The organism is Holospora curviuscula, from assembly GCF_002930195.1.
Classification (GTDB): domain Bacteria; phylum Pseudomonadota; class Alphaproteobacteria; order Holosporales; family Holosporaceae; genus Holospora; species Holospora curviuscula.
In genome coordinates, this window is record NZ_PHHC01000080.1 from 85,564 (window position 1) to 106,932 (window position 21,369).

General features: G+C 37.4%; 14 protein-coding genes. 10 read left to right on the top strand and 4 right to left on the bottom strand.

All coding sequences use genetic code 11. The features are described from left to right. Positions 1-234: 234 nt before the first annotated feature. From HCUR_RS03240 to xseA, 5 genes are all read left to right on the top strand, one after another. Positions 235-1,212, top strand: a complete 978-nt coding sequence (locus HCUR_RS03240) for a pyruvate dehydrogenase complex E1 component subunit beta (protein ID WP_104206719.1) — start codon at positions 235-237, stop codon at positions 1,210-1,212. Between the two features lie 46 nt (positions 1,213-1,258). Then, a complete protein-coding gene (locus tag HCUR_RS03245) occupies positions 1,259-2,542 on the top strand; it encodes a dihydrolipoamide acetyltransferase family protein (RefSeq protein ID WP_104206720.1) in 1,284 nt (427 codons plus the stop codon). An 899-nt stretch (positions 2,543-3,441) separates the two neighbouring features. Then, positions 3,442-3,669 carry a transposase family protein gene (locus tag HCUR_RS10145; RefSeq protein WP_104206721.1) on the top strand — a complete coding sequence of 76 codons (228 nt, stop codon included), beginning with the start codon at positions 3,442-3,444 and terminating at the stop codon, positions 3,667-3,669. 105 nt (positions 3,670-3,774) lie between these two features. After that, positions 3,775-4,071 carry an ISAs1 family transposase gene (locus tag HCUR_RS03255; RefSeq protein ID WP_104206722.1) on the top strand — a complete coding sequence of 99 codons (297 nt, stop codon included), beginning with the start codon at positions 3,775-3,777 and terminating at the stop codon, positions 4,069-4,071. Between the two features lie 1,869 nt (positions 4,072-5,940). Next, positions 5,941-7,248 carry an exodeoxyribonuclease VII large subunit gene (gene xseA, locus HCUR_RS03260; RefSeq protein ID WP_104206723.1) on the top strand — a complete coding sequence of 436 codons (1,308 nt, stop codon included), beginning with the start codon at positions 5,941-5,943 and terminating at the stop codon, positions 7,246-7,248. Positions 7,249-7,507: 259 nt separating this feature from the next. Here xseA and HCUR_RS03265 read toward each other — a convergent pair whose 3' ends face one another. After that, positions 7,508-7,816, bottom strand: a complete 309-nt coding sequence (locus HCUR_RS03265) for a hypothetical protein (protein WP_129591879.1) — start codon at positions 7,814-7,816, stop codon at positions 7,508-7,510. 370 nt (positions 7,817-8,186) lie between these two features. On the opposite strand from HCUR_RS03265, the gene HCUR_RS10150 reads away from it, so the two are divergent. Next, positions 8,187-8,306, top strand: coding sequence for a transposase (locus tag HCUR_RS10150; RefSeq protein ID WP_104206725.1), 120 nt, complete (start codon positions 8,187-8,189; stop codon positions 8,304-8,306). Positions 8,307-9,316: 1,010 nt separating this feature from the next. On the opposite strand, the gene HCUR_RS03280 is transcribed toward HCUR_RS10150, so the two are convergent. Further along, positions 9,317-11,683, bottom strand: a complete 2,367-nt coding sequence (locus HCUR_RS03280) for an LPS-assembly protein LptD (protein ID WP_207760897.1) — start codon at positions 11,681-11,683, stop codon at positions 9,317-9,319. A gap of 794 nt (positions 11,684-12,477) precedes the next feature. Beyond that, positions 12,478-12,642, bottom strand: a complete 165-nt coding sequence (locus tag HCUR_RS09105; RefSeq protein ID WP_207760898.1) for a hypothetical protein — start codon at positions 12,640-12,642, stop codon at positions 12,478-12,480. Positions 12,643-14,222: 1,580 nt separating this feature from the next. Here HCUR_RS09105 and HCUR_RS03290 point away from each other — a divergent pair. From HCUR_RS03290 to HCUR_RS03300, 3 genes are read left to right on the top strand one after another with little or no spacing between them, the layout of a single operon-like run. After that, complete coding sequence (locus HCUR_RS03290; RefSeq protein ID WP_104206729.1) at positions 14,223-14,741, top strand: DUF3576 domain-containing protein; 519 nt, start codon at positions 14,223-14,225, stop codon at positions 14,739-14,741. Between the two features lie 22 nt (positions 14,742-14,763). Continuing rightward, positions 14,764-17,328 carry a leucine--tRNA ligase gene (gene leuS / locus HCUR_RS03295; protein ID WP_104206730.1) on the top strand — a complete coding sequence of 855 codons (2,565 nt, stop codon included), beginning with the start codon at positions 14,764-14,766 and terminating at the stop codon, positions 17,326-17,328. A 19-nt stretch (positions 17,329-17,347) separates the two neighbouring features. Next, positions 17,348-19,201, top strand: a complete 1,854-nt coding sequence (locus HCUR_RS03300; protein ID WP_104206731.1) for an ABC-F family ATP-binding cassette domain-containing protein — start codon at positions 17,348-17,350, stop codon at positions 19,199-19,201. 37 nt (positions 19,202-19,238) lie between these two features. On the opposite strand, the gene HCUR_RS03305 is transcribed toward HCUR_RS03300, so the two are convergent. After that, positions 19,239-19,766 carry a hypothetical protein gene (locus HCUR_RS03305; RefSeq protein ID WP_104206732.1) on the bottom strand — a complete coding sequence of 176 codons (528 nt, stop codon included), beginning with the start codon at positions 19,764-19,766 and terminating at the stop codon, positions 19,239-19,241. A gap of 420 nt (positions 19,767-20,186) precedes the next feature. On the opposite strand from HCUR_RS03305, the gene HCUR_RS03310 reads away from it, so the two are divergent. Further along, complete coding sequence (locus tag HCUR_RS03310) at positions 20,187-20,711, top strand: hypothetical protein (protein WP_104206733.1); 525 nt, start codon at positions 20,187-20,189, stop codon at positions 20,709-20,711. The last annotated feature ends 658 nt before the right edge of the window (positions 20,712-21,369 follow it).

The following is a 21,369-nucleotide window of genomic DNA, read 5'->3' on the forward strand; positions in this document are numbered from 1 at the left end:
TTAGGAGGCTATCCAAAGATTATAAGAGGTCTACTGAATCAGCCAAAGCGTTTATTTCACTAGCTTTCACTAAAATAATCCTCCATAGGGTAAACAAACGGTTTGCGTGACTGTTTCTAAATGAGCACTCAAAATATAGTAAGACTTAAGACATATCAAGCTTCTTTATGTCAACTGCTTGACCTGAAGCGATAACTATGGCACATTCATAGATAATTTTCTTATGTTTAATCCATGATTACCGTCAGAGAAGCGCTTCGTCAAGCACTTAAAGAAGAGTTAGAGCGTGATCCCAGTGTGTTTTTGTTGGGTGAGGAAGTAGATCAGTATCAAGGCGCCTACAAAGTGACGAAAGGGCTAGGAGAAATGTTTGGCGCGAAACGCGTGGTAGATAGCCCTATTTCTGAATATGGCTTTTCAGGACTTGCGGTGGGAGCAGCGTATGCGGGATTGCGTCCGATTGTAGAATTTATGAGTTTTAACTTTTCTATGCAAGCTATTGATCACATTATAAATTCTGCAGCAAAAACACTATATATGTCTGGCGGGGAAATACGCTGCCCTATTGTATTTCGAGGTCCTAATGGACGTGCTTCGGGTGTGGGAGCTCAGCATTCTCAGTGTTATGCCAGTTGGTATGCTCATTGTCCTGGTCTTAAGGTTCTGGCTCCTTACGATTCAGAAAGCGCTAAAGGCTTACTTAAAGCTGCAATTCGCGATGATAATCCGGTAATATTCTTGGAACATGAGCTGCTGTATGGCGAGTCTTTCCCCGTAGGAGACACGATAGAACCTTGGCCTTTAGGAAAAGCAAAAATTCGTAAAGAAGGAAAAGACATTACTATTGTTTGTTTTTCCTTTATGGTAAAAGTGTGTTTACAGGCAGCAAATGCCCTTTTAGATTTGGGAATTTCGGCAGAAGTTTTAGATTTGTGTAGCTTGAGACCCATAGATACAGAATCTTTACAGGCTAGCCTTCAAAAAACCCATCGGTGTTTAGTGGTAGAAGAGGGATGGCCTTTGTGTGGTGTAGGAAGTGAAATTATAGCCTTAGGGGTAGAGCTTGCTTTTGATGCATTAGATGCTCCTCCTATACGGCTTAGTGGAAGAGACATTCCCCTTCCTTATGCTAAAAATTTGGAGGCATTGTGCTTTCCTCAGGTACAAGAGATTGTGGAGGCAGCAAAAGCTATTTGTAAAGGGATGGAGTAAAAAGACCTGCACGGTGTAATTTTAATTCATTAAAAAAGGAGTGTCTATGTCTATCGTGTTTAAAATGCCTGCTTTGTCCCCTACTATGCTACAGGGAGATATTGTTAAATGGGAAAAAACTTTAGGAGATCTAATCGAAAACGGCGATACGTTACTGGCCATTGAAACCGATAAAGCCATCATAGATTTTGAAGCTACAGATTCTGGAGAATTGTTTTACATTTTTCTTCCCGATGGATCAAAGAGTGTTCCTGTAGGGACACCCTTGGCAATTTTTAAAGAGCCAGAAGACACTCTACAAGATTTGAAAATGTTGGTGGATACTTTATGTCCTATTAAAGATTCAGAAAATCTTGCTCAAAATAAACCCAGTACGCTAGCCTCAGTATCGGATAAAGCACAGCTTTTTTCCACAGAGACGGCCTCAGTGTCTCGGCCTTCGTCTCCCTTAGCTAAGAAGATTGCTGGCTTGCATGGCGTAGATCTTAATACTTGTACGGGAACCGGACCCGGTGGACGTATTGTGAAGGCAGATGTAGAAAGAGTGCTGAATCAAAATGTGCGCCGTAACATTCCAGAACCCTCCACAAGCCCTTCTCCCTCCTGTTTAATTTCAGCTAATCAGGATGATCTCATCTCTGAACCAGGGAATATTAAGATTCCGTTTACTGGAATGCGTGGCGTGATTGCTCAACGCTTAACCCAATCCAAACAAGAAATTCCTCATTTTTATATGACAATTTCGTGCCGCATGGATTCGCTATGGAATGTGCGCAAAGAGCTGAATCGTACGCATCCAGAAGCAAGAGTTTCGGTGAATGATTTTATCTTAAAAGCCACTGCTCTTGCGTTAAGGGCTTTCCCTGGAATGAATGCCCATGTATCGTCTGAGGGAATCCATCAGTTTGAAAAGGTAAGTCTTGCTTTTGCAGTTTCTTTGGAAAAGGGACTGATTACACCCGTTATCGAAAATGCTTCAGAACAATCACTATTTACGCTGGCAAATAGGGTAAGAGAATTGGTGGATCGAGCACGCTCTGGTAGATTAGCCCCAAAAGAATATCAGAATGGAACCTTTACTGTTTCAAATCTTGGAATGTTTCAGATTGAAGATTTTCAAGCCATCATCAATCCTCCCCAAGTGGGTATTTTAGCCACAAGTGCTACATTAGAAAAGCCTGTGGTGGATCAACAACAACTCACCATTGCAAAAGTTATGAATGTCACACTTTCTGCAGATCATAGAGCAGTAGATGGCGTATTGGCAGCACAATTTATACGAAAATTTCAATACTATATTGAACATCCTTTGGTGTTATTGGCCCAATAAGACATTTTTTAAACCTGTGCTCAATTACCTAGAATGGGGTGCTAATATTTGGCCGCCATAGTAAAATTTTTAGAAAGATAATTACTGTATTATATAAAGAAAGTAGGAACCCAAAGTTTTGGATATGCGGCGATGACAAAGTACATGTGGTGCATGAAACATAAAAAAATACTATGAGAAAAAATTTAAATTGTAACCTAAACCCAAAAGAAAATACCAGGAAATAGAAATATTTAGTAAAAATAATCTCAAATAGTACCATTATAAGAGAGTGAGCCAAATAACAAAGTAGCGGATTTGAGCTTCTGAAAAGAAGAAAGGGTTGTCTTTGGTGTATCGTGTGGCTATGATTATCTATAGCTTAAGACGCAGAAACAGATTTTTAATGAGGTTTGAAACTTTATACAAATTCTTGTCGTAAAAATAGTTTACTTTACTCTCTTTTTTGTAGGAATAGCCACTTGAATGTTTTGAGTTTCAGGAATTTCTAATATGTAGTAAACCATCAAAAATTAGGTGTATAAACATAATAAGATAAAGGAGGAGCCACAGGCCCACAGAGTACCGATATAAGAAAAAATAATACCTTACTTAAGCAAACAGAATCAGCAGAAGTGTTTGAGGTGCCTCAGAATACAGTAACTAGATGGGGTAATCAATATAATAAAAGAAATTACCACGCTAGAAAACTTTTAGCGTATAAAAGTAAAATACTATGCAAATACAAAGTTATTTATTAAAGATAATGAGAATACTAAAGTTTATTATAACCAAAGCATATGCTGCAGTATAGCAGGGCCCCCTTATAACAATAAATATTTGAAAAAAGAAAAATAATAAGAAAATGCCTTGGCTGGTGAACCATTTAAGGTAAGGTTCATGAAAAAAGTAGAAGAAGGATTTTAGATTATTTTAACCCCCTAAAAGATCCTAGGTCCAGTAGGAATAGAGTGCATGAGATGTCTGAGGTATTCTTAGAGGCTTTGTGCGCAGCGCTATGCGGGGCTGAGGGATGGAAAGATGTTAAAGATTTTTGGAAGTTAAAAATAGATCTCAGGAGTCATCTGCCCTATAAGAACGGCATACCCCGTGACGATATATTTCCAAAGTTCTTTAGAAGCCTATAGTCCTGCAATGGTATAGCAATCGATGGAAAGGCACTAAGGCGCAGTTATGATGGCGGAGATGTTACATAGGATACGCGCTTTTGCTGTAGAGGCTAGGCCAAGGGAATGAATAAAAGCAACGCGCTCACAGTAATACCGAAAATATTGGATTGGCTGGATAGTAAAGGATCGATTCTCTCTATAGATGCCATGGGATGTCAAAATAAAATTGCAGATAAAATCATGGGTAAAGGAGGACATTATCTATTCTCTCTCAAAGCTAATCAGAAAAATCTTTTAGATGATGTGACGCGACATTTTGAAAAAGCACCATTAGAAAAGATTAAATATTGCTCAAATTATGATAAGGGGCACGCTAGGATTGAAGTTAGAAAATGCTCGGTAAGTCAGGATAGTAAATGACTCATCTTAAATACTCCTAATGGGCTTTCTATTAAAAGCATTGCGCGGATAGAATCGGCTTGTAAGATAAAAGGCAAGTTTTCTAGTGAAATGTAGTAGTATGTATCTTCTTTAGAGGTCACTCTTGAAACAATGCTCTCATATATTAGAGGTCATTAGGCCTTACATTGGGTAATAGATAGGTCATTTGGGAGGATCAAAGGAAAATACGAAAGAAAAATACTTCCCAGGGTATTGCAATAATCAGGCATATAGCTCTGAACAAGCTCATGTGCCAGGACAATCAATCAAGCGGTTCAGAAAAATAGGGGGGGGCTGGAGTGATGGAGTATGGCGAAAAATCTTTAGGAAGCATTCGCTATGGGAAGCCGCTCTTTATTATATAAACTACTCCATTAAGAAATTCTTTTTTCTCGTGTTTACTTCTATTACCATACTTGCCCCATTCAAAATGATCCTTAATGAGCGCTTATTTACGATCTGTTAAATCCCTTGGATCACATGTTCTTATTGCCTCCAAGCTTCCCTATACTCCCTCCTTTTATCCATGAACACATAAACTTAGATCATGATTAAAAACACGCGCAAAAATAGGTATGGTGGGTCAAAGTAGCCTAAGTAGAGGGTGGATACCGTGCAAAAAAGAAAAAGTCATCAAGCCTAAAGCACGATTAGGCAGAAAAGAAACCCGCGCTCCAAATCAGGTAAAAGTGTATACTGAAAATAACAAAGCTAAAATATGAGTAGAGATAAGGTAGGCATTATTTCTGTCTATAGAAGGCTTAAAAATTAAGCTTTAGCGGTAAAAAACGTTTACCTTTGGGGGATGCTTATAAAAAAATAAATATCACACAACAAGCAACGGTATAGTGCCTAAAATTCTTATATAGAGGGACAAGAGTGGTATAGAGAGAAGATTTGAAAAAACAAAGATTGTGTAAGAGAAGTCAACACTAGTTGGTAAAAACGTGGTAATATTACAAAAAAAACGATAGTATAGTGAGATTAGTGAAGAATAAATTCATAGCACCTAGAATGTTTAACAGGTCTTGCAATACAACTTTTTTTAATCCTCATTCTATAACGCTTATAAGACAAAAGCAGTGATTGAATCGATGGGCTGCGGACTCGTTTCCTCACCGCTATATTCGCCCCCGAAATAAAGCCCATTGAGAAATTCTGGACTAATATAAAACGATTCGTTAAAAATAAAATTACAAAATTTGCTCAATACTATGACGCTATAATCCGCTTATTTTCCGAACCTAATACTATATAATTTACTATAAATATGATCTTTTATTCATTCTCATTGTTTGTTAGTTAAATCCCTTAGATATACCATCTTTATCTATTTATAAATTTTATCCTCACTGCGTATTACGGTTTATTTAAATGGTGAAGATAGGTTCTTAGCTAAAAGACAGGAGTAGAACACACTTCTTCCTGTCTAAATCACTTTAGGAGACTATCTAAAGATTATGAAACAGTACTCATTAAGTCAGCTGAAAAATATTGCATGAGTACTCACTCCTTTTCTCTTATTAAAAGACTAGCCTAATCTTTTAGATGGTCTCTAAAAATAAAATCACTGAGTTTTCGCATCCCTACAATGCTTTAAAACAATTCTTTTTTGCATCTAATGCAATATGATTTATTATATTAAGCGATTGCGCAAGTTGGCTAAACAAGGTGATCGTTTGCTATCTAAGACGTTTAATTCAAAATTTTGCATGAGGTGGCCCTAACGCTTGTTGAATTCAGGCCATCTTTTTATTTTAGAAATTCGGAAACTTTTTCTGAATTTTCTTGGTTTCAAGCGCTACTTTTGGTATATTTGAGTCCATACATTTTTTTTAACATGTAATTATGAAAGCTTCCGCAGTACTAACAGTCACTGAGTTATCCAACCAACTCAAAAATACTCTAGATGCCTACTTTGCACAGGTCACGGTTCAAGGAGAAATTTCTGGATATAAATGTCATGTTTCGGGTCATCATTACTTTTCTTTGAAAGATGGACAAAATGTTATTGATGGTGTGTGTTGGCGAGGAACAGCTTTAAAAGTTCCACTAAAAGATGGGATGCAAGTACTGTGTCAAGGACGGGTGAGTGTTTATGGTGCACGCTCTAAATATCAAATTTTAGTATCCCACTTGTGGGAACAAGGAAAAGGAGTTTTGTGGGAACAATTAGAACGCCTCAAAGCTAAGCTTCAGGGGGAAGGAATATTTAATCAAAAACGCCCTTTACCTTTGTTTCCCTCTCATTTAGGAATTTTGACATCTCCTACCGGTGCAGTGATTCAAGATATGCTGGATCGATGTCAGGCCCGTTGGCCTTGTCGTATTACCTTATTTCCTATTCAGGTTCAGGGTAATCGTGTGGCTGACGATGTACTGCAAGGATTAAAGTTTTTCCATACTCTGCCAGCTTCCCAACAACCAGACATTTTAATCATTGCGCGAGGCGGTGGAAGTATGGAAGATCTCTGGGGCTTTCAATGTGAAGCGCTAGTTCGAGGAGTCGCTGCAAGTTCTATTCCCACAGTTAGTGCCATTGGTCATGAAACAGACACTACCTTAATCGATTATGCAGCAGATTTACGGGCTCCTACCCCCACCGCCGCCATGGAACTGGTGCTACCTCATCGTCAAGAATTGAGAAAGCGATTGTGGAGCTTAAGTCAGCGCATTCAAAATAATAGTGAAGCATGTTTCGAATTATGTACTGTAAAATATCAGCATATTATGCAACGATGGGGCGCATTCGAGCGCTATCCTGAAGAACCATTAATGCAAACTTTAGACGATATCTGGGATAAGTTGTGTTATGGGGTTAGAAGAGAGTTTGAAAAAAAATGTACTGAATTTTTCAGATTAGAGGCAAAAATTCATCAAAAATGGGGAGATAATCGATGGGCAGAAACTCAACTTTCGGCATGGAAAGAAAGACTAATTCATGCTTTTCATACTCAGTTTAAACAAAAAAGAGAAACATTAACCTGGATGGTGCATCGATTAAGCGCCTCTTCTTACAAAAAAACATTAGCACGAGGGTTTACGTTGACACAAACACCGTCAGGAACTCTTCTTACATCGGCGATTTCTATAAATTCAGGACAAGAAATAAGGTTAATATGGCATGATGGAGTGCGTACTGGGCGCTTAGACTAGTGTCCTAAAAACTCTTTGTAGGTTTTGGACGTTTAGCAGAGGTGGTTGTCGAAATTTCTCTAAAAGCGGGAAAAATAATACTATTTTAGCCGCTTAATTCACAATATTGGTGCTATCGTAGGCATTTTCAGCTAAAAAACATCCCGTATTTAGGCCTTCGATGCTTTTTTAAGTTCTTCTGTGACACTCATTCGCGCTGACATAACAAGGGCCGTTCAAGACCAGGTGTATTGTAGTGTTGAGCTCCTTTTTGCACGGCTTATTTCTCGCTTTTCTCCGTCTGAAGATGCACTTTAATCAGGATAAATAATGCGTTTTGTAAGCAATTTTTTCCAGATTTTCTTGTCTCTCCAGCGAATAAATTGGCGATAAGCGTTGCTCTATTCGCTATAATTGGGCGGACCATCACGCAACCAAGACTCTGTTCACACACTCCAAAAACCATATTGATAAAATTTTGGTTTTCTTTGGTCAGATTACTGTAAAGCCCCTCTCGCCTTGGAAGATGAGGAGCCAAAAAGCTCCAAACATTCATCCGAAATATCATGGTGATGATGGGCTTTTTCAAGAAATTTTTTCCTATTTTTCCATTTCAAAACAATTTATTGTGTGACTACACTCTCTAAGATTTAGCAATAAACAATCCTTTTGCTCTGGGGAAGCAAAGCAAAAAAAGCGAGATAAAAGATATACAGAAGCACAGTCTTGTGTATATTGCTGAAAGTGGTGTGGACATGGTGGTTTGCAAAGATAGAGGCTAGGGAAAAAGATAAACTGGCTTCTAAAAAGAGTGGTAAACATTAGAAGCCATAATCGTAGCTGCATTAGTGAAGAATCAATTTATAGTACCCATGGACTTTAACAAGTTTTATAATACAAATTTTTTTAATCATTGTGAAGAAGAGAGCTGAATCAAAGCGCTAAAACCCGGCCTGATTATGGATCGTGCTTCATTCCATACATCAAAAAAGATAAGAGTGCTCATTCAATTTTTCGGCTGCATACTAATATTTTTACTTTCTTATTTACCCAATCTCAATCCTATAGAAAAATTTTAGAGTAATGTGAAATCATGGATTCAGAATAGGATTACAGAATTTTCTCAATAATCTGAAGAGATAATTTACTCATTTTTCGAACCTAATACGAGATGATTTACTATAACTCTTAGAGTAATTCACAGCACCTAAGCTGTATGACACCGAGAGAAGTCCTGATGGGCAAAAGTAACCTATAGTAATTTAACGTGAAAATAGGATTTCAAAAAATTGAAGTAAGGCCTCTTATCATGCAGGACATTGAGTAATCGTACGGTCAATTCACCGTTTCATAGTAGACGAGCATTTCTCGATAGAATTTAGATCAGATGAATAAGGGAGTAAAAACATTATTGTTTAGTCAACAGATGTGATGAGCGTTCTTGTCTTTTGTGATTGATAGAATTAGGCATGATCTAAAATTACCTCTTGTCCGGATTTTAGCGCTTTGATTGAACATTGTTCTCCCCAATCATTAAAAAAATCTTTATTGCAAGAACTATTAAAACCTATGGATGGATTATTCTAGCGACACTCTAACAAGACTTTCAGGCGCTATATCATTGATTGTTTCTTGATGGTTATGTATTCACAAGGCTTCCCAGAGGAAAGGTTTTGGTATCAGTACTATAGACATCAATAGTCTAGCGATCTCTGCTCATGGTTTAGCTTTATTATTTTCAACATAATATTTTTAGCTGATTTAGATCTATTTTTTTTTAGCTTTCTAATCATGTTTTTTTGCGGGATGATTTTTTATTTTCCCTACCGCATACACTTTTCTACTTATGCTACTTTTACTCACCGTAATTATTGTTGTGCTCATCTTTTGATCATTGTCTAAGTTTATGTTTTTATTCCTCTTTCTTTTAAGTTCAGCTTGTATTGCTTTTTTTCCATTTTTTAACAATTGTAACAAATCTAATTCGATCTTCAAGCTAAATTACTATAACTTCCATTGTACTGTTCGGTTTAAAGAGCATTTTTGATTTTATCTTTTCTTACTTTCTAGATTAATTAATCATTAAGGTTTACATGGGGAAAAATGCCTCTATTCCAGAGACAGGAGAAAGAGGAGGCCTATCCGCTTGTCTTGCGTCAGGATTACGAGAAAAGAGTTGTTTTTTGGTACGAATTTGTCCCAATTGTTTAAAATTGATACTAATTCCAAAAGAAATACCTGGGCGAAGATCGGCGGCCATTCTATACCGACTATATTGAACAAAGAGATCCAATAAAAAGCACTCATTTTCGTACCCAAGTCCAACCCCTTGATTGAGTGGACGATTAAAACGGCGCTGGTGCGTATAAAATTCCGGAATATATACGCTATTTTTTTTGAAATTTTGTGTTATAAAAGCGCGTACATGCCAATGTCGGGTCAAAAGATTGGTTTTAATTTGAAGTGTTGCTTGATGTGCTAGAGTTCTGTAAAAAGGAGCTCGCTCTTTGAGATCTATTGCAACGAATACATAGCTTCCAGAACATTCTAAAACAGGAGTACCTACAGTGCCTCCCACCATATGAACTTGGGAGCGCAATTGAGGCACTTGGGCTCTAAATCGATACAGTAGTTTTGCCCAGGGCCCATTCCAGCTCACTCTTCCCACCACATCAGAAAACCCTTTTGGAATTCCTACAGAGCCTAGTTCCAAAGCAGGCTTTGTGATAGAGTAGCGTTGTCCTATGTACCCTTCAATATGTTGAGTATTATTGACTTTACCTTGAATCTGTACTGCATAGTTGATACGGCTTCCGTCATCCACGCGATCTAGTCCCGGAAATCGGCTATGTGCCAATAAATTACCGTCGTGAAATTGAGCGTTTTCACTATCTTGATTGGGAATACGCCAAGAATTTATGCCACTCGGTGCGGCGACTCCCTGAATAATAGGGGTAATGATCCATCGCCATCCCAGGATAAAAGGATATCGAGCGCTTCCTTCTGCCTCTGGAAATACGCGATAATAATGGGTATTTATGGGAACAGGATAAGAAACATTTGCGTGTTCAGGCCTCACGTACACGGGTTCAAAGGGAGTATAAATAGGAGATTCTCTTAAAGCGAAAGAACGAAGCTGTGCACTGTATACTGCTTGCCCTAAACGGGCAGACCCATGAAACTGCACGCCTTGGGGGGTGAGGTAGTGGGTTTCGAGCATAGTGTCTAAACTGGCCCGCTGCATTTGGGTTCCTTCTTTTCGATATAAGGATACGCTTCCTATCTCAATATCCGTTGCTAGTCTTTTATGAAATAACTCACTTTTATAGCAATATTTTAATTCAGGCGCTACTGCGCAAGATCCCTGAGTTACATCATCGAGAGAAAGGTTTTGATAGCGTAAGGTGCGTAAAGAAACCCAATGTTTTGGATAAAATCCTTCAACCCCACTTTTAGACTCCAAGTAAGGTGCGCTGGTGAACCCAAAAAAGGGACGCGTTGTAAAAAATGTTCGGTCTGACACACTGTATTCATGCATAAAAAATCTCCAATAAGGAGAGAAATGTGTCTCTAAGTCCAGAGCACCATAGCCTCGAAAAGCTTGATGGTCTACTGTTTGCTGTTTTGGAGCGGAATTTGCTGCACCGCTTACCCGAAGCTCTCCTTGGAAAAAGCGTCTCCGATAATCAGATGCTAACATGCCACCCCCTTTTGTCATATAGAATGGTGTAATTTTTAGGTCTTGATGTGGATTAATTCGATAATAATAAGGAAGTCCAGTATAAAATCCTGCGCCAACATTTGCGCCCATGTAGGGCGCTAATATACCACTTCGGGGGCGTGTTGGCAGGTAAAAATAGGGAATATAGAGCAGAGGTATCCCTTTAAGTTTTAATGTAGTATCGGTATATTCCGTTTCTGATGTTTGTTGATTTTGTTCTACGATGGAACTATGGAGTGACCATAGAGGTGTTTCTAATTTATCTTTACATGCATAACAGGGTGTATAGGAAATGTGCTCACCTCTAATCTTTTCTTCAGAAGATTTAATAATTTTTCTAGCTGTTATGCGTTCTCTAAGATAGGTTAACATACGCACATCGTTCAAAGTCCCGGTAGTTAACGTAGGATTTAGTACTCCTTTTTCAAAAAAAATACGATCTCCTGAACTATCTTTTAAGTGTGCTTTCCATACAAAGACTTTGCTTTTAGCCTGATCGTAGACTAAATTTTTACATTCTAATTGAATATTTCCTTTACGTACGGTACACAGACCCGAAACTTTAAGAATATGATGGGTATCATCATACCCCCCCTCTTGAAGCTCTACTAAAAATGGACTGTCTTGATGGAGCTTCCAATCTTGAATATGGGGGCGATATCTAAGGGTAGGCTGGATGGAAAAAATCGCAAAGGCAAAATCAGCATAATATAGTAGTATTCCTACCTTGAACAAACACGATACCATTGTCCGGCTAAAAGGAATGGAGCAAGAGGTATACAAACTGAAATGTTTATAAAAAGATTCCTCATTATGTCATCTTTTTACCAAAAAAAATATATGGTAAAGTTTTCATTATTATGACTAAATCGTTTACTTATGAGATTTAGTTACGACCGAACTACATCTAATGTGTACTGTTATAATAAATAATTTAGCTTAAAGATGAGAGTTAAAAAAAATTAAAATAAGGTAAGATCTGATGTCATTCATTACATTGAGTAATAGTACAGTTAAGCCCTTGTTTCATAGGAGCACAGAATTTCTTAATGGGGGTTAAGTCGAGCGAATATGGCAGTAAAAAAATTAGCTCAAAACTAAGCGATTCAATGAATGCTTTTGTCTTGTATAGCCGACTAATTACCGCACAGTTATAAAGAACAGTGCGTCAATTAAACAATATGTAGAACACAGTGCGTCAATTAAACAATATGTAGAACGTCTTATCTGTTTAGCGTGAGCCCATTGTTTCTCAATGGGATTAAGGCCAGGAGAATAAGGAAGTAGGTAAAATATGACCAAAATTCTTAATCATTTTCCCAACAGCTTTACCTTGATGTAAAGCAGCATTATTCAGGACACTACCACGATTTTCTGGTCTGTTCGTTAGGAACATTTCCTTTACCTAATAAATCAATACCGCTGTATTGACAGAATTCGTAAGTAATCTAATGGCTCCTAAAGTAGAGCTCATTAAAGCGCTTATAGTATTTGTTCTGCACATTTATTTTACTTTTGGAATCCCAATCCTATTTTCTGTAATAACGCTTCCCTTTTAGAGAATACCCGTGAGTTCTTGGCATACCGTGGGAAAATCCACGTGCATTAACTTTGCTTTTTAATTGATCACGCTTTTGGAAGAATACAGATCTTTTTTCTGGATCTTCCTTTGGATTTTTTATAGCGCACCCCAAGATATTTCAGGGCTTTCAAAATGCCAACAGCGCTAACCCCAAAGCGCTCCGCTTACTCTGGCTGATAGGTATCAGGATCTATTTTAGTATCGTGTTCTACACAGTTCATGTTTATTATGCGGGCTGGCTTATAGCGAACTAATTTTGCTTCTAAACGCGTACTCCCTCTATAGTCTGCTGACCCATTCCAAAATGTCTACCCGCTTCCTCATCGCTCTATCCTTCTTTCGTCTTAATTCCTAAATCTTTACGATAATGAATACGACAGCTTTAAATAGCTTTGCTTTTCTCCTATTATAACGATTCCATCGTTAGTTGGCTATAATAGTGATGGAATGAGGTATGATCCAAAATTAATTTCTGTCCAGAGTTGGGGGATTTGATTCAACACTAGTCTATCCAATGATTAAAAAGATTGGTATTGGAAGCGCTATTATATATGCTATGGATTGAGTATTCAGTAAGCCAGAAAATGGTTCTTTTGAAATATGTACTACGCTTTTTAACTCTAGGAGCTTTTTTCTTTTTTTATCTCTTGCCCTATTTTGCAACTCTTCATATCAACACTACTTTTATTATTCTATACAAGACTTTATATCTATATATTTTTATGACTTTTAGATATTCTTCTCGCTCTGTTTTCTAGAGGAAAAGACGTTTTTATCGTTAAAGCCTAGCTCCTTGAATACTTGCTTAGGTATGTCCTTTACTCATTGCATATTTAGCTCTAATATCTGTAATTTTACTTTTCAATATTCTAGTCTAGGTGTACTTCAAACGCTTCTAATGATTTTTTCTTATTATATCATATTTGCATCTAATTCAAAGTGATTTGCTATATTGATAAAAAGTGGTATTGATATAGCGATTTTTAAAGAAAGACGGTGGAGTAAAAGAAGTGACACACTGCTTAGTAAAAACGTAGAAATCCCTACTATAGAGGGCTTAGTAAATAAATCAATCCATAGCACTCATGACGGGTATTGTAATATGAATTTTTTTATCATTAAGGAGAATAGTGTTGAATCAAAGTACTCGAACTTGGACTAATTATGGATAATACTCAATTCTATAGATCACAAAATACGAGAACGTTTATCGAATCGGTTGGTTAAAAAATAATATTTTTACTTCCTTATCCGCCTATAAATCCTATAAAAAAATTTTCGGTCTACTATGAACCTACGGATTAACCGTACCATTGCTCAATGTACTGAATGATGTAAGGTTTTACTCCAATGTTTTCAAATCCTCTCTTTAAGCTAAATTTACTATATTACTCACATTCAATAGTCTTGAGGTGTTAATTTTTTTCATTGCAAAACTTTGTATTCTTACTGTATTGCTTTTCTTTAAATATTGACTAGATTTCTTTTTTAGACATTTTCGCTTTTATACGCTATTCTTATCCCTATTGAATCTAATTTACTCTACCGTAAAACAAAATAAAGATGATCTATTGAGCCTCTAGTGCGTTTACATTACTGATTTAAAATAAGACTTGTTGTTATTTTTTAAATTCTCTTGATCTTAAAAAGAAAAATTGCTAACATAGTATTGATTTTTTTATTTGTATTAATATGAAGTTGTGGCAAAAAAAGTCTTGGAAATGCTCTTCGACTTTTTTCGTTGGTGGTCCGCTTTTTCTGTGTTTGGGGTGCGTACAATGGAAGGGAAAAGAAAAAGTTTCTCTTCCCATCGAGCGCCAGCTTCATATTTATGACAATATGAATACTTTGTTTCCTGATCCCCCGAATTTTATGGGAAAAGGTCCCCACGTCTCTGAAAAAAGCTCCGCTTTATGGTACGGTGCCTTAAAAGCACTGGCTCGGTTTCCTCTCGAAATTTTTAATCCAGAACGTGGATTTTTACAAACGCAGTGGTATATTCCTGAAAATCTTCCTGATCATCGTCTTCAAGTAAAAGTGTGCATTGTCTCCTCTGTAGAAATTCGTGTGGAAGGGCTTTCTGTGACTGTACTCCATCAAGTTTTAAAACAAGGGCAATGGATCCTTATCCCAACTTCATTAGAATTAGAGCAGAAAATTAAACGTAGTATTTTGTTACATGCCCGTAATTATGTTGTTCAAAGTAAATAACCCTTAAAAAAGGACCCTCTATATGAATCATTTTAATAGTTACTCTCCTCTATCTTGTGAGCACAAATGGCAAAAAATTTGGCAAGAAACACAAGCTTTTGAACTGACATCCAATTTAAGAAAAATGTATGTTTTAGAAATGTTTCCCTATCCCTCTGGACAGTTACATGTGGGACATGTGAGAAATTATGCACTGGGAGACGTTATTGCACGATTTTGGCAACACAAAGGATACAGCGTACTGCATCCTATGGGATGGGATGCCTGCGGTCTTCCGGCAGAAACTGCAGCTTTAAAACATAAGATTAATCCAAAAACTTGGACTTATCGAAACGCAGAAACCATGCGAGCTCAACTTCAAGCTTTAGGATTGTCTCTTCAATGGTCTAAAGAAATTTTTTCTTGTGATCCAAAATACTATATTCATGAACAAGCAATATTTCTAAAATTCTATGAACGAGGCATTGCCTATCGCAAGCAAGCAGAAGTCAATTGGGATCCAGTAGATTGTTCGGTGTTGGCCAATGAGCAGGTCATTCAAGGAAAAGGGTGGCGCTCTGGAGCTGTGGTAGAAAAGCGCCTTTTAAATCAGTGGTTTTTTAAGATTACCGACTTTGCAGAGGAACTTTTGGACGGATTAAAAAATCTTACAGAGTGGCCAGAACATGTAAAGCGTATGCAAGAACAGTGGATTGGGAAATCACAAGGAGCTGTTATTCAATTTGAGGTTCTAAATACTTCTTTTACATTTAAAGTATTTACCACGACACCAGAATTATTATTTGGTACGACATTTTTTGCCCTTTCCGTGGATCATCCTTTAGCACTGCTCTGGAGAAAAGAAAATTCAAAAATTGAAGAATTTTTAAAGGCTCAAAACTCTAAAGATACTTCTACTCGAACCGCAGAACTAGAAAAAAAGCAAGGTGTCTTTTCTGGATATTATGGAACCCATCCATTTTTAGGGCACAGCCAAATTCCTATTTACATTACGAATTATGTACAGGGTCATTATGGTACTGGGGCTATTTTCGGATGTCCGGCCCATGATGTTCGGGATTTTGAATTTTCCCAGCGCTATGGGCTTTCGATGATTCCTGTTATTCGTCCCTTTTCCCCTCAAAATATTCCTTTTCAAAGCGATGGACGGATGGTAGATTCAGGATTTTTAAACGGAATGACAGTTTCGGAAGCCCGTCATACTATACTGCGAACTTTAAGTCAACAAAAGTTAGGACATTGCCAAACTGTATATCGCTTAAAAGATTGGTGTGTTAGCAGACAACGTTATTGGGGCGTACCTATTCCTGTTATTCATTGCCCAGTCTGTGGAATCGTACCTGTAGCGCTTCACGATTTGCCTGTTATCTTACCTGAGGATGTAGTATTCGAAGGAAAAGGAAATCCGCTTTGCGCCCATCCTACTTGGAAACATGTCCTGTGCCCCTCCTGTAAAGGGCCGGCAGAACGAGAAACGGATACCTTGGATACTTTTGTAGAATCTTCATGGTATTTTGCGCGTTTCTGTGACGCCCATAATGACCAAAAACCTTTTTCTAAAGAAGCAGTAGCCACATGGATGCCAGTTGATCATTACATCGGTGGTGTAGAACACGCAATTCTACACCTATTATATGCACGATTTTTCTCAAGAGCGTTGAAGGCATGTTGCTATTGGGATGTCGAAGAACCATTTCAGCGCTTGTTTACTCAAGGGATGGTGTGCCACAAGACCTATACTGCCCAAGATGGAAGCTATCTTTACCCTGAAGAAGTTGAAAAACGAGAAGGGAATGCATATTATCGTGCCAGTGATGGAAGCCCTGTTACGGTAGGACGCAGCGAAAAAATGAGTAAATCTAAATGTAACGTCGTGAGTATCGATCAGATGATCAAAACCTATGGTGCGGATACATTGCGATTATTTATGCTTTCGGATACTCCTCCAGAAAAAGATTTAGAATGGAGTTCGGAAGGCATTGAGGGGTGTTGGCGATGTCTTCACCGATTTTGGAATATTTTTTGGGCAGCTCAGGCAAAGACTCGCTTCAATTCAGATTTGGAAAAACCAACTACTTTTTCTATGGCTTCTAAAAATTTAAGAAGAATGACCCATCGCAGTATCTATAATATTGAACGCGCTATTCAAGGGTATCATTTAAACAAGTATATTACACTTTTGCGAGAATTTTCCAATGCTATTCATGACTTTCAAGAAACGGTTCAAGAATACGATGATTCTTCAGCCTGGACTTTAAAAGAGGCTTTGTTAGCCTTTGTTTCTATGATGGCGCCGGTGATTCCTCATTTAGCACAAGAATTGTATAGCTATATTAATCCCGGTGTAGATATCAAGGCCGCAGGGTGGCCCAGTTATGAAGAAGCGCTCCTTCATCAGGATACAGTAACGTTAGCAGTACAAATTAATGGAAAATCAAAAGGAACGATTGAGGTCTCTGTACAAGAGGATGAAGCGGCGGTATTAAAACAGGTTTTGGAGGTGCCAAAATTTAAAGCACTCTTAGAGGGAAAAGAAATGCGTCGTGTGATTATTATCCCTCAAAAAATTATAAGTATTGTGGTTTAATCGCTAAAGGAAATATTTTGTGAACATTTTAAGTCTAAAAGAGGCGACCTTACACCTTCATAAGAAATTAATTCTCTCTAAAGAGACAGTACACATCTATGAGGGAGAAAAAATTGCTTTGGTAGGGCGTAATGGGTCTGGAAAATCTACACTCTTAAAGGTTTTGGCTCAAGAAATTGATGTGGAAGACGGGATGTACATTCCCAAACCTGGGTTGTCCATTGCCTATCTTGCACAAAACCCCCACAGTGTACCCGAATGCTCGGTGAAGCGCTTTGTTGAGAATGTATTAGCAGAGTCTTACTTGGCGTTTCGCGCAGAAGAGCTGGTCTTTACCTTAAAGCTCAATCCTGATCAAATGCTCTCTCAGCTTTCAGGAGGAGAATTGAGACGGGCTTATATTGCCCGAACTTTACTTACCCCGGCGGATCTTATTATTTTGGATGAGCCTACCAATCATCTAGATATTATTGGAATTGAGTGGTTAGAGACTTGGATCGCTAATTCCAGTCAAGCATTCATTATTGTGGCCCACGATCGAAAATTTTTAAAAAATGTTACTCAGCGGACTTTGTGGCTGGATCGAGGCACTTTAAGATCTGCGCCCGTAGGATTTGAGGGATTTGAGGCATGGCAGGAAACTTTTCTTCAGGAACAAATTCGTATTCAATCTCGTTTAGACGTAAAATTAGCCCAGGAGCTCCGATGGCTTGCTCGAGGGGTTACAGCCCGTCGGCGACGAAATGAAGGAAGACTTTCTCGCCTTAAAGCACTTCGAACACAAAAAGCAAACTTTAGTAAAGAACCTAATAAAATTGGAGTTCCTCGTCAAGAGGGGGTGGGTCTTACGCGACAAATTATGGAGGGCTGGGATTTAGGATACCAATTACCGGGAGGCACTGTATTATTTCAAGGACTAAATTTTCGGTTACTTAAAGGAGATCGCATCGGTATTATTGGACCGAACGGATGCGGAAAGAGCACGCTGATTCGAGTACTTACGAAAGAACTGGAACCGAGCCAGGGTGTACTTAAGACTGCTGCTACCCTTAACTGGAGCATATTTCAACAAAATCAGCCTATAGAAGAATTGTCTTATTCGGTAAAGCGGTTTTTATGCGCTCAAGGCTCAGATTATGTGGATGTTCAGGGAAAACAAAGACATGTAGTAGCCTACTTAAAGGAATTTTTGTTTGTTCCTGAACAGGCTCAGTGCATGATTCGGGTGTTGTCAGGAGGGGAGCGAAATCGGTTACGGTTGGCGAAGTTATTGGCAAAAAGCCCGGATCTCTTGATTTTGGATGAGCCCACCAACGATCTTGATATTGAAACCCTAGACTTTTTGAAAGATTTTTTACTCCAGTATCCGGGAACTATAATAATCGTATCTCACGATCGTGATTTTTTAGATGATGTGGTCTCCAGTATTCTTGTGTTTGAATCTCAAGGGCGTGTTCGAGAGTTTATTGGAAGTTTCAGTGACTATTTACAGGCTGAGTCGGAACAGCATGCATTTTTTAAAGCTCCTGCAAAAGAAGTCAAGGCACCTGCTATCAAAGCTTCTTCCTTGATCTCTAAACGCTCGACTTTGCTTAAAAAAGAAAAATTGTCTTATCATGAAGTATTTTTATTAGAGAACGGACTTGAAGAGATCCAGGAACTTGTGGACAAAAAAAATATACTGGAAGAGGCTTTGGAGGTGTTTCAACGAGAAACCCCGTTACCGCTTACAGCGTCTAACCGGGATCATTTAGCAACGCTCTCTCAAGCCCTTTCGCTGTGCTTGGAGCAAATTCAGGATAAGGAAACACTTTGGCTTGAGGTGGCGGAGAAAGCGCAACGTATTGATAAGAATAAAGAGGGGACCGCTTAGTTATGTACCAGGAGAGTTTATAAGAGGTTTTTTAAATTTACACTCCATATTGTTTGATTTTTTCGAATAGCAATTTTTTTAAATTCAATTTTTCATTGGGGTTAAAATACAGTGCGTCTATGGTGCTCATCATATTCTCCACGGCGTCATTTGAGTGCGCATCGTTTTCGTCCTTTTCATCAATACTGAGGAATTTCTTAAGATCTTTTTTTGTTTTTATATTATTTAAATCATTTTTGATACTAGTACTTTTAGAACCTTCAGCCAAGTCGTACACTGTCATGAGAATATTGTCCAACACTACACAATTGTTGTATTTAAGCTCAAGATAAGTGCTTAATTTGTTCAATTCTTGCACAGATAATGAGTGTAAATTTGGTTGAAGAGATGTGATGTGAATGTCGGTAACTATATTTTTTTGGTTGTTTGGATCCAGTAAAGAAGCTGCGGATTCTGTAATTAAAGCGGATATGGTATCTTTTACTTCTTCAAGCTTCGTAGCGCACATTTCTTGGGAAGTACTTAAGATACCTACACTAAAAATAAATATTTTAAAAATGTTCATGATCTATTCAATTTATTTCTTTATATAAATTATTATAAAATTTAATTATTTTATTTCAGTTAATTTTAAATAGAGAGGCTAGTTTTGTATGTATTTAAAAAATTTTTTATAGAATACAATAGTTTATGTAGGCATAGATGTTTAAAAGAGTTATCACTAAGAAAATTTAAGTAAAGGTAAAAAATTCACTACCTACTTCTCATCTTCTTTCTTGCCTTTACCTTAATATTCCTTCGCCTACACGAAGTATATTAGAAATTTTAACGAAGTACCAGTTCATTATTATCTTTTAATCTTGATACAACCCTTACGCTGAAGCTGCACAGCAAGACTAGCATATCAGTTTTTTTCTTTTAAATTAATCAAATAAAAATAATTAAAACTTATAATGATTTTATAGAGAAGTAAATTAAATAGATCATGAAAATCTTTAGAATACTCATTTTTAGTGTAGGAACTTTGAGCGCTACCCAAGGAATCTGCGCCAAAACGCTTGAAACATTAAAAACAGATATAGTAAAATTAATGGAAGGTCCCGTAAACGATCTACTAAATCCAGACAATATGACAAAGCTTAATTTGAACAAAAAAGATGTTGAGCAAGTAGTTAACAAAAATTTAGCATTATTATCTCAAGAAGAAATTGGTTTCTTACAAGAATACCTTTATAATAAGCAACAAAATAATAAGGTACTTAGAAACTTTTTTTCTTCATTATTCAATGACATTGAAGTAATTTATCAAAAACAAGATCCATGGGAAAAGTTTAAAAATACATTAAAGAATTGTCAAAATGAAAAAGATTTTCTTAATTTCTTAGGTGTGCAAAAAATGGACCAGTTTGCTGTGGTGAGTACTTTCAATGCAATCGAGAAAGCTCCTGACGCTATCCAATCTGAGTTAAAAAAATTACTATTCGAGCAGATGAAAAAATTTAGTTTTTAAATACGAAGAGCCCGGATCTATTGATTTTGGATGAACCCACCAACGATCTTGATATATAAAACCCTATATTTTTTTCTTCAATATCCGGGAACTATAATGAGCGTATTCCAAGATCGTGATTTTTTAGATGATGTAGTCTTCAAGTATTTTCGTGTTTAAATCTCAAGGGCGTGTTCGAAAGTTTATTGGAAGTTTCAGTGATTATGTACAGGCTGAGTCGAAACAGTATGCATTCTTTAAAATTCCTGAAAAAAAATTAAGGCCTCTTTTGTAAAAGTAACGTGCGTGTGTCCGAAAAGCTCTACTTTTCTTAAAAAAAATTATCTTATCATGAAGTATTTTTATTGGAGCAAAGACTTGAAAAGGTTTAGAAACGTGTGGAAAAAATACACTAGAGGGAACTTTGGAGGTGTTTGAATTACAAATCCCGTTACTTTTTTTGAGCGTCTAACCGAGATCATTTAGAGCTTGTCCGCAAATGAGAGATATGTTAGTGTATCTGGATGATGTTGGATGCAATTGAGGAATATAAATGAATAGAAGAGCGTATGAGACAGATTTAAAAGACAAAGAATGGGAATTAATATCGGAATATTTTATACCAAATATTAAGAAGGCTGGCAGGCCTGTGAAACACAGCAGAAGAGAGATATTAGAT

What these genes read in the sequence shown, in the direction of transcription:
- HCUR_RS03240 (WP_104206719.1), top strand. Translation starts at nt 235, where the DNA reads ATGATTACCGTCAGAGAAGCGCTTCGTCAAGCACTTAAAGAAGAGTTA.
- HCUR_RS03245 (WP_104206720.1), top strand. Translation starts at nt 1,259, where the DNA reads ATGTCTATCGTGTTTAAAATGCCTGCTTTGTCCCCTACTATGCTACAG.
- HCUR_RS03255 (WP_104206722.1), top strand. Translation starts at nt 3,775, where the DNA reads ATGAATAAAAGCAACGCGCTCACAGTAATACCGAAAATATTGGATTGG.
- xseA (WP_104206723.1), top strand. Translation starts at nt 5,941, where the DNA reads ATGAAAGCTTCCGCAGTACTAACAGTCACTGAGTTATCCAACCAACTC.
- HCUR_RS10150 (WP_104206725.1), top strand. Translation starts at nt 8,187, where the DNA reads ATGGATCGTGCTTCATTCCATACATCAAAAAAGATAAGAGTGCTCATT.
- HCUR_RS03290 (WP_104206729.1), top strand. Translation starts at nt 14,223, where the DNA reads ATGAAGTTGTGGCAAAAAAAGTCTTGGAAATGCTCTTCGACTTTTTTC.
- leuS (WP_104206730.1), top strand. Translation starts at nt 14,764, where the DNA reads ATGAATCATTTTAATAGTTACTCTCCTCTATCTTGTGAGCACAAATGG.
- HCUR_RS03305 (WP_104206732.1), bottom strand. Translation starts at nt 19,766, where the DNA reads ATGAACATTTTTAAAATATTTATTTTTAGTGTAGGTATCTTAAGTACT.
- HCUR_RS03310 (WP_104206733.1), top strand. Translation starts at nt 20,187, where the DNA reads ATGAAAATCTTTAGAATACTCATTTTTAGTGTAGGAACTTTGAGCGCT.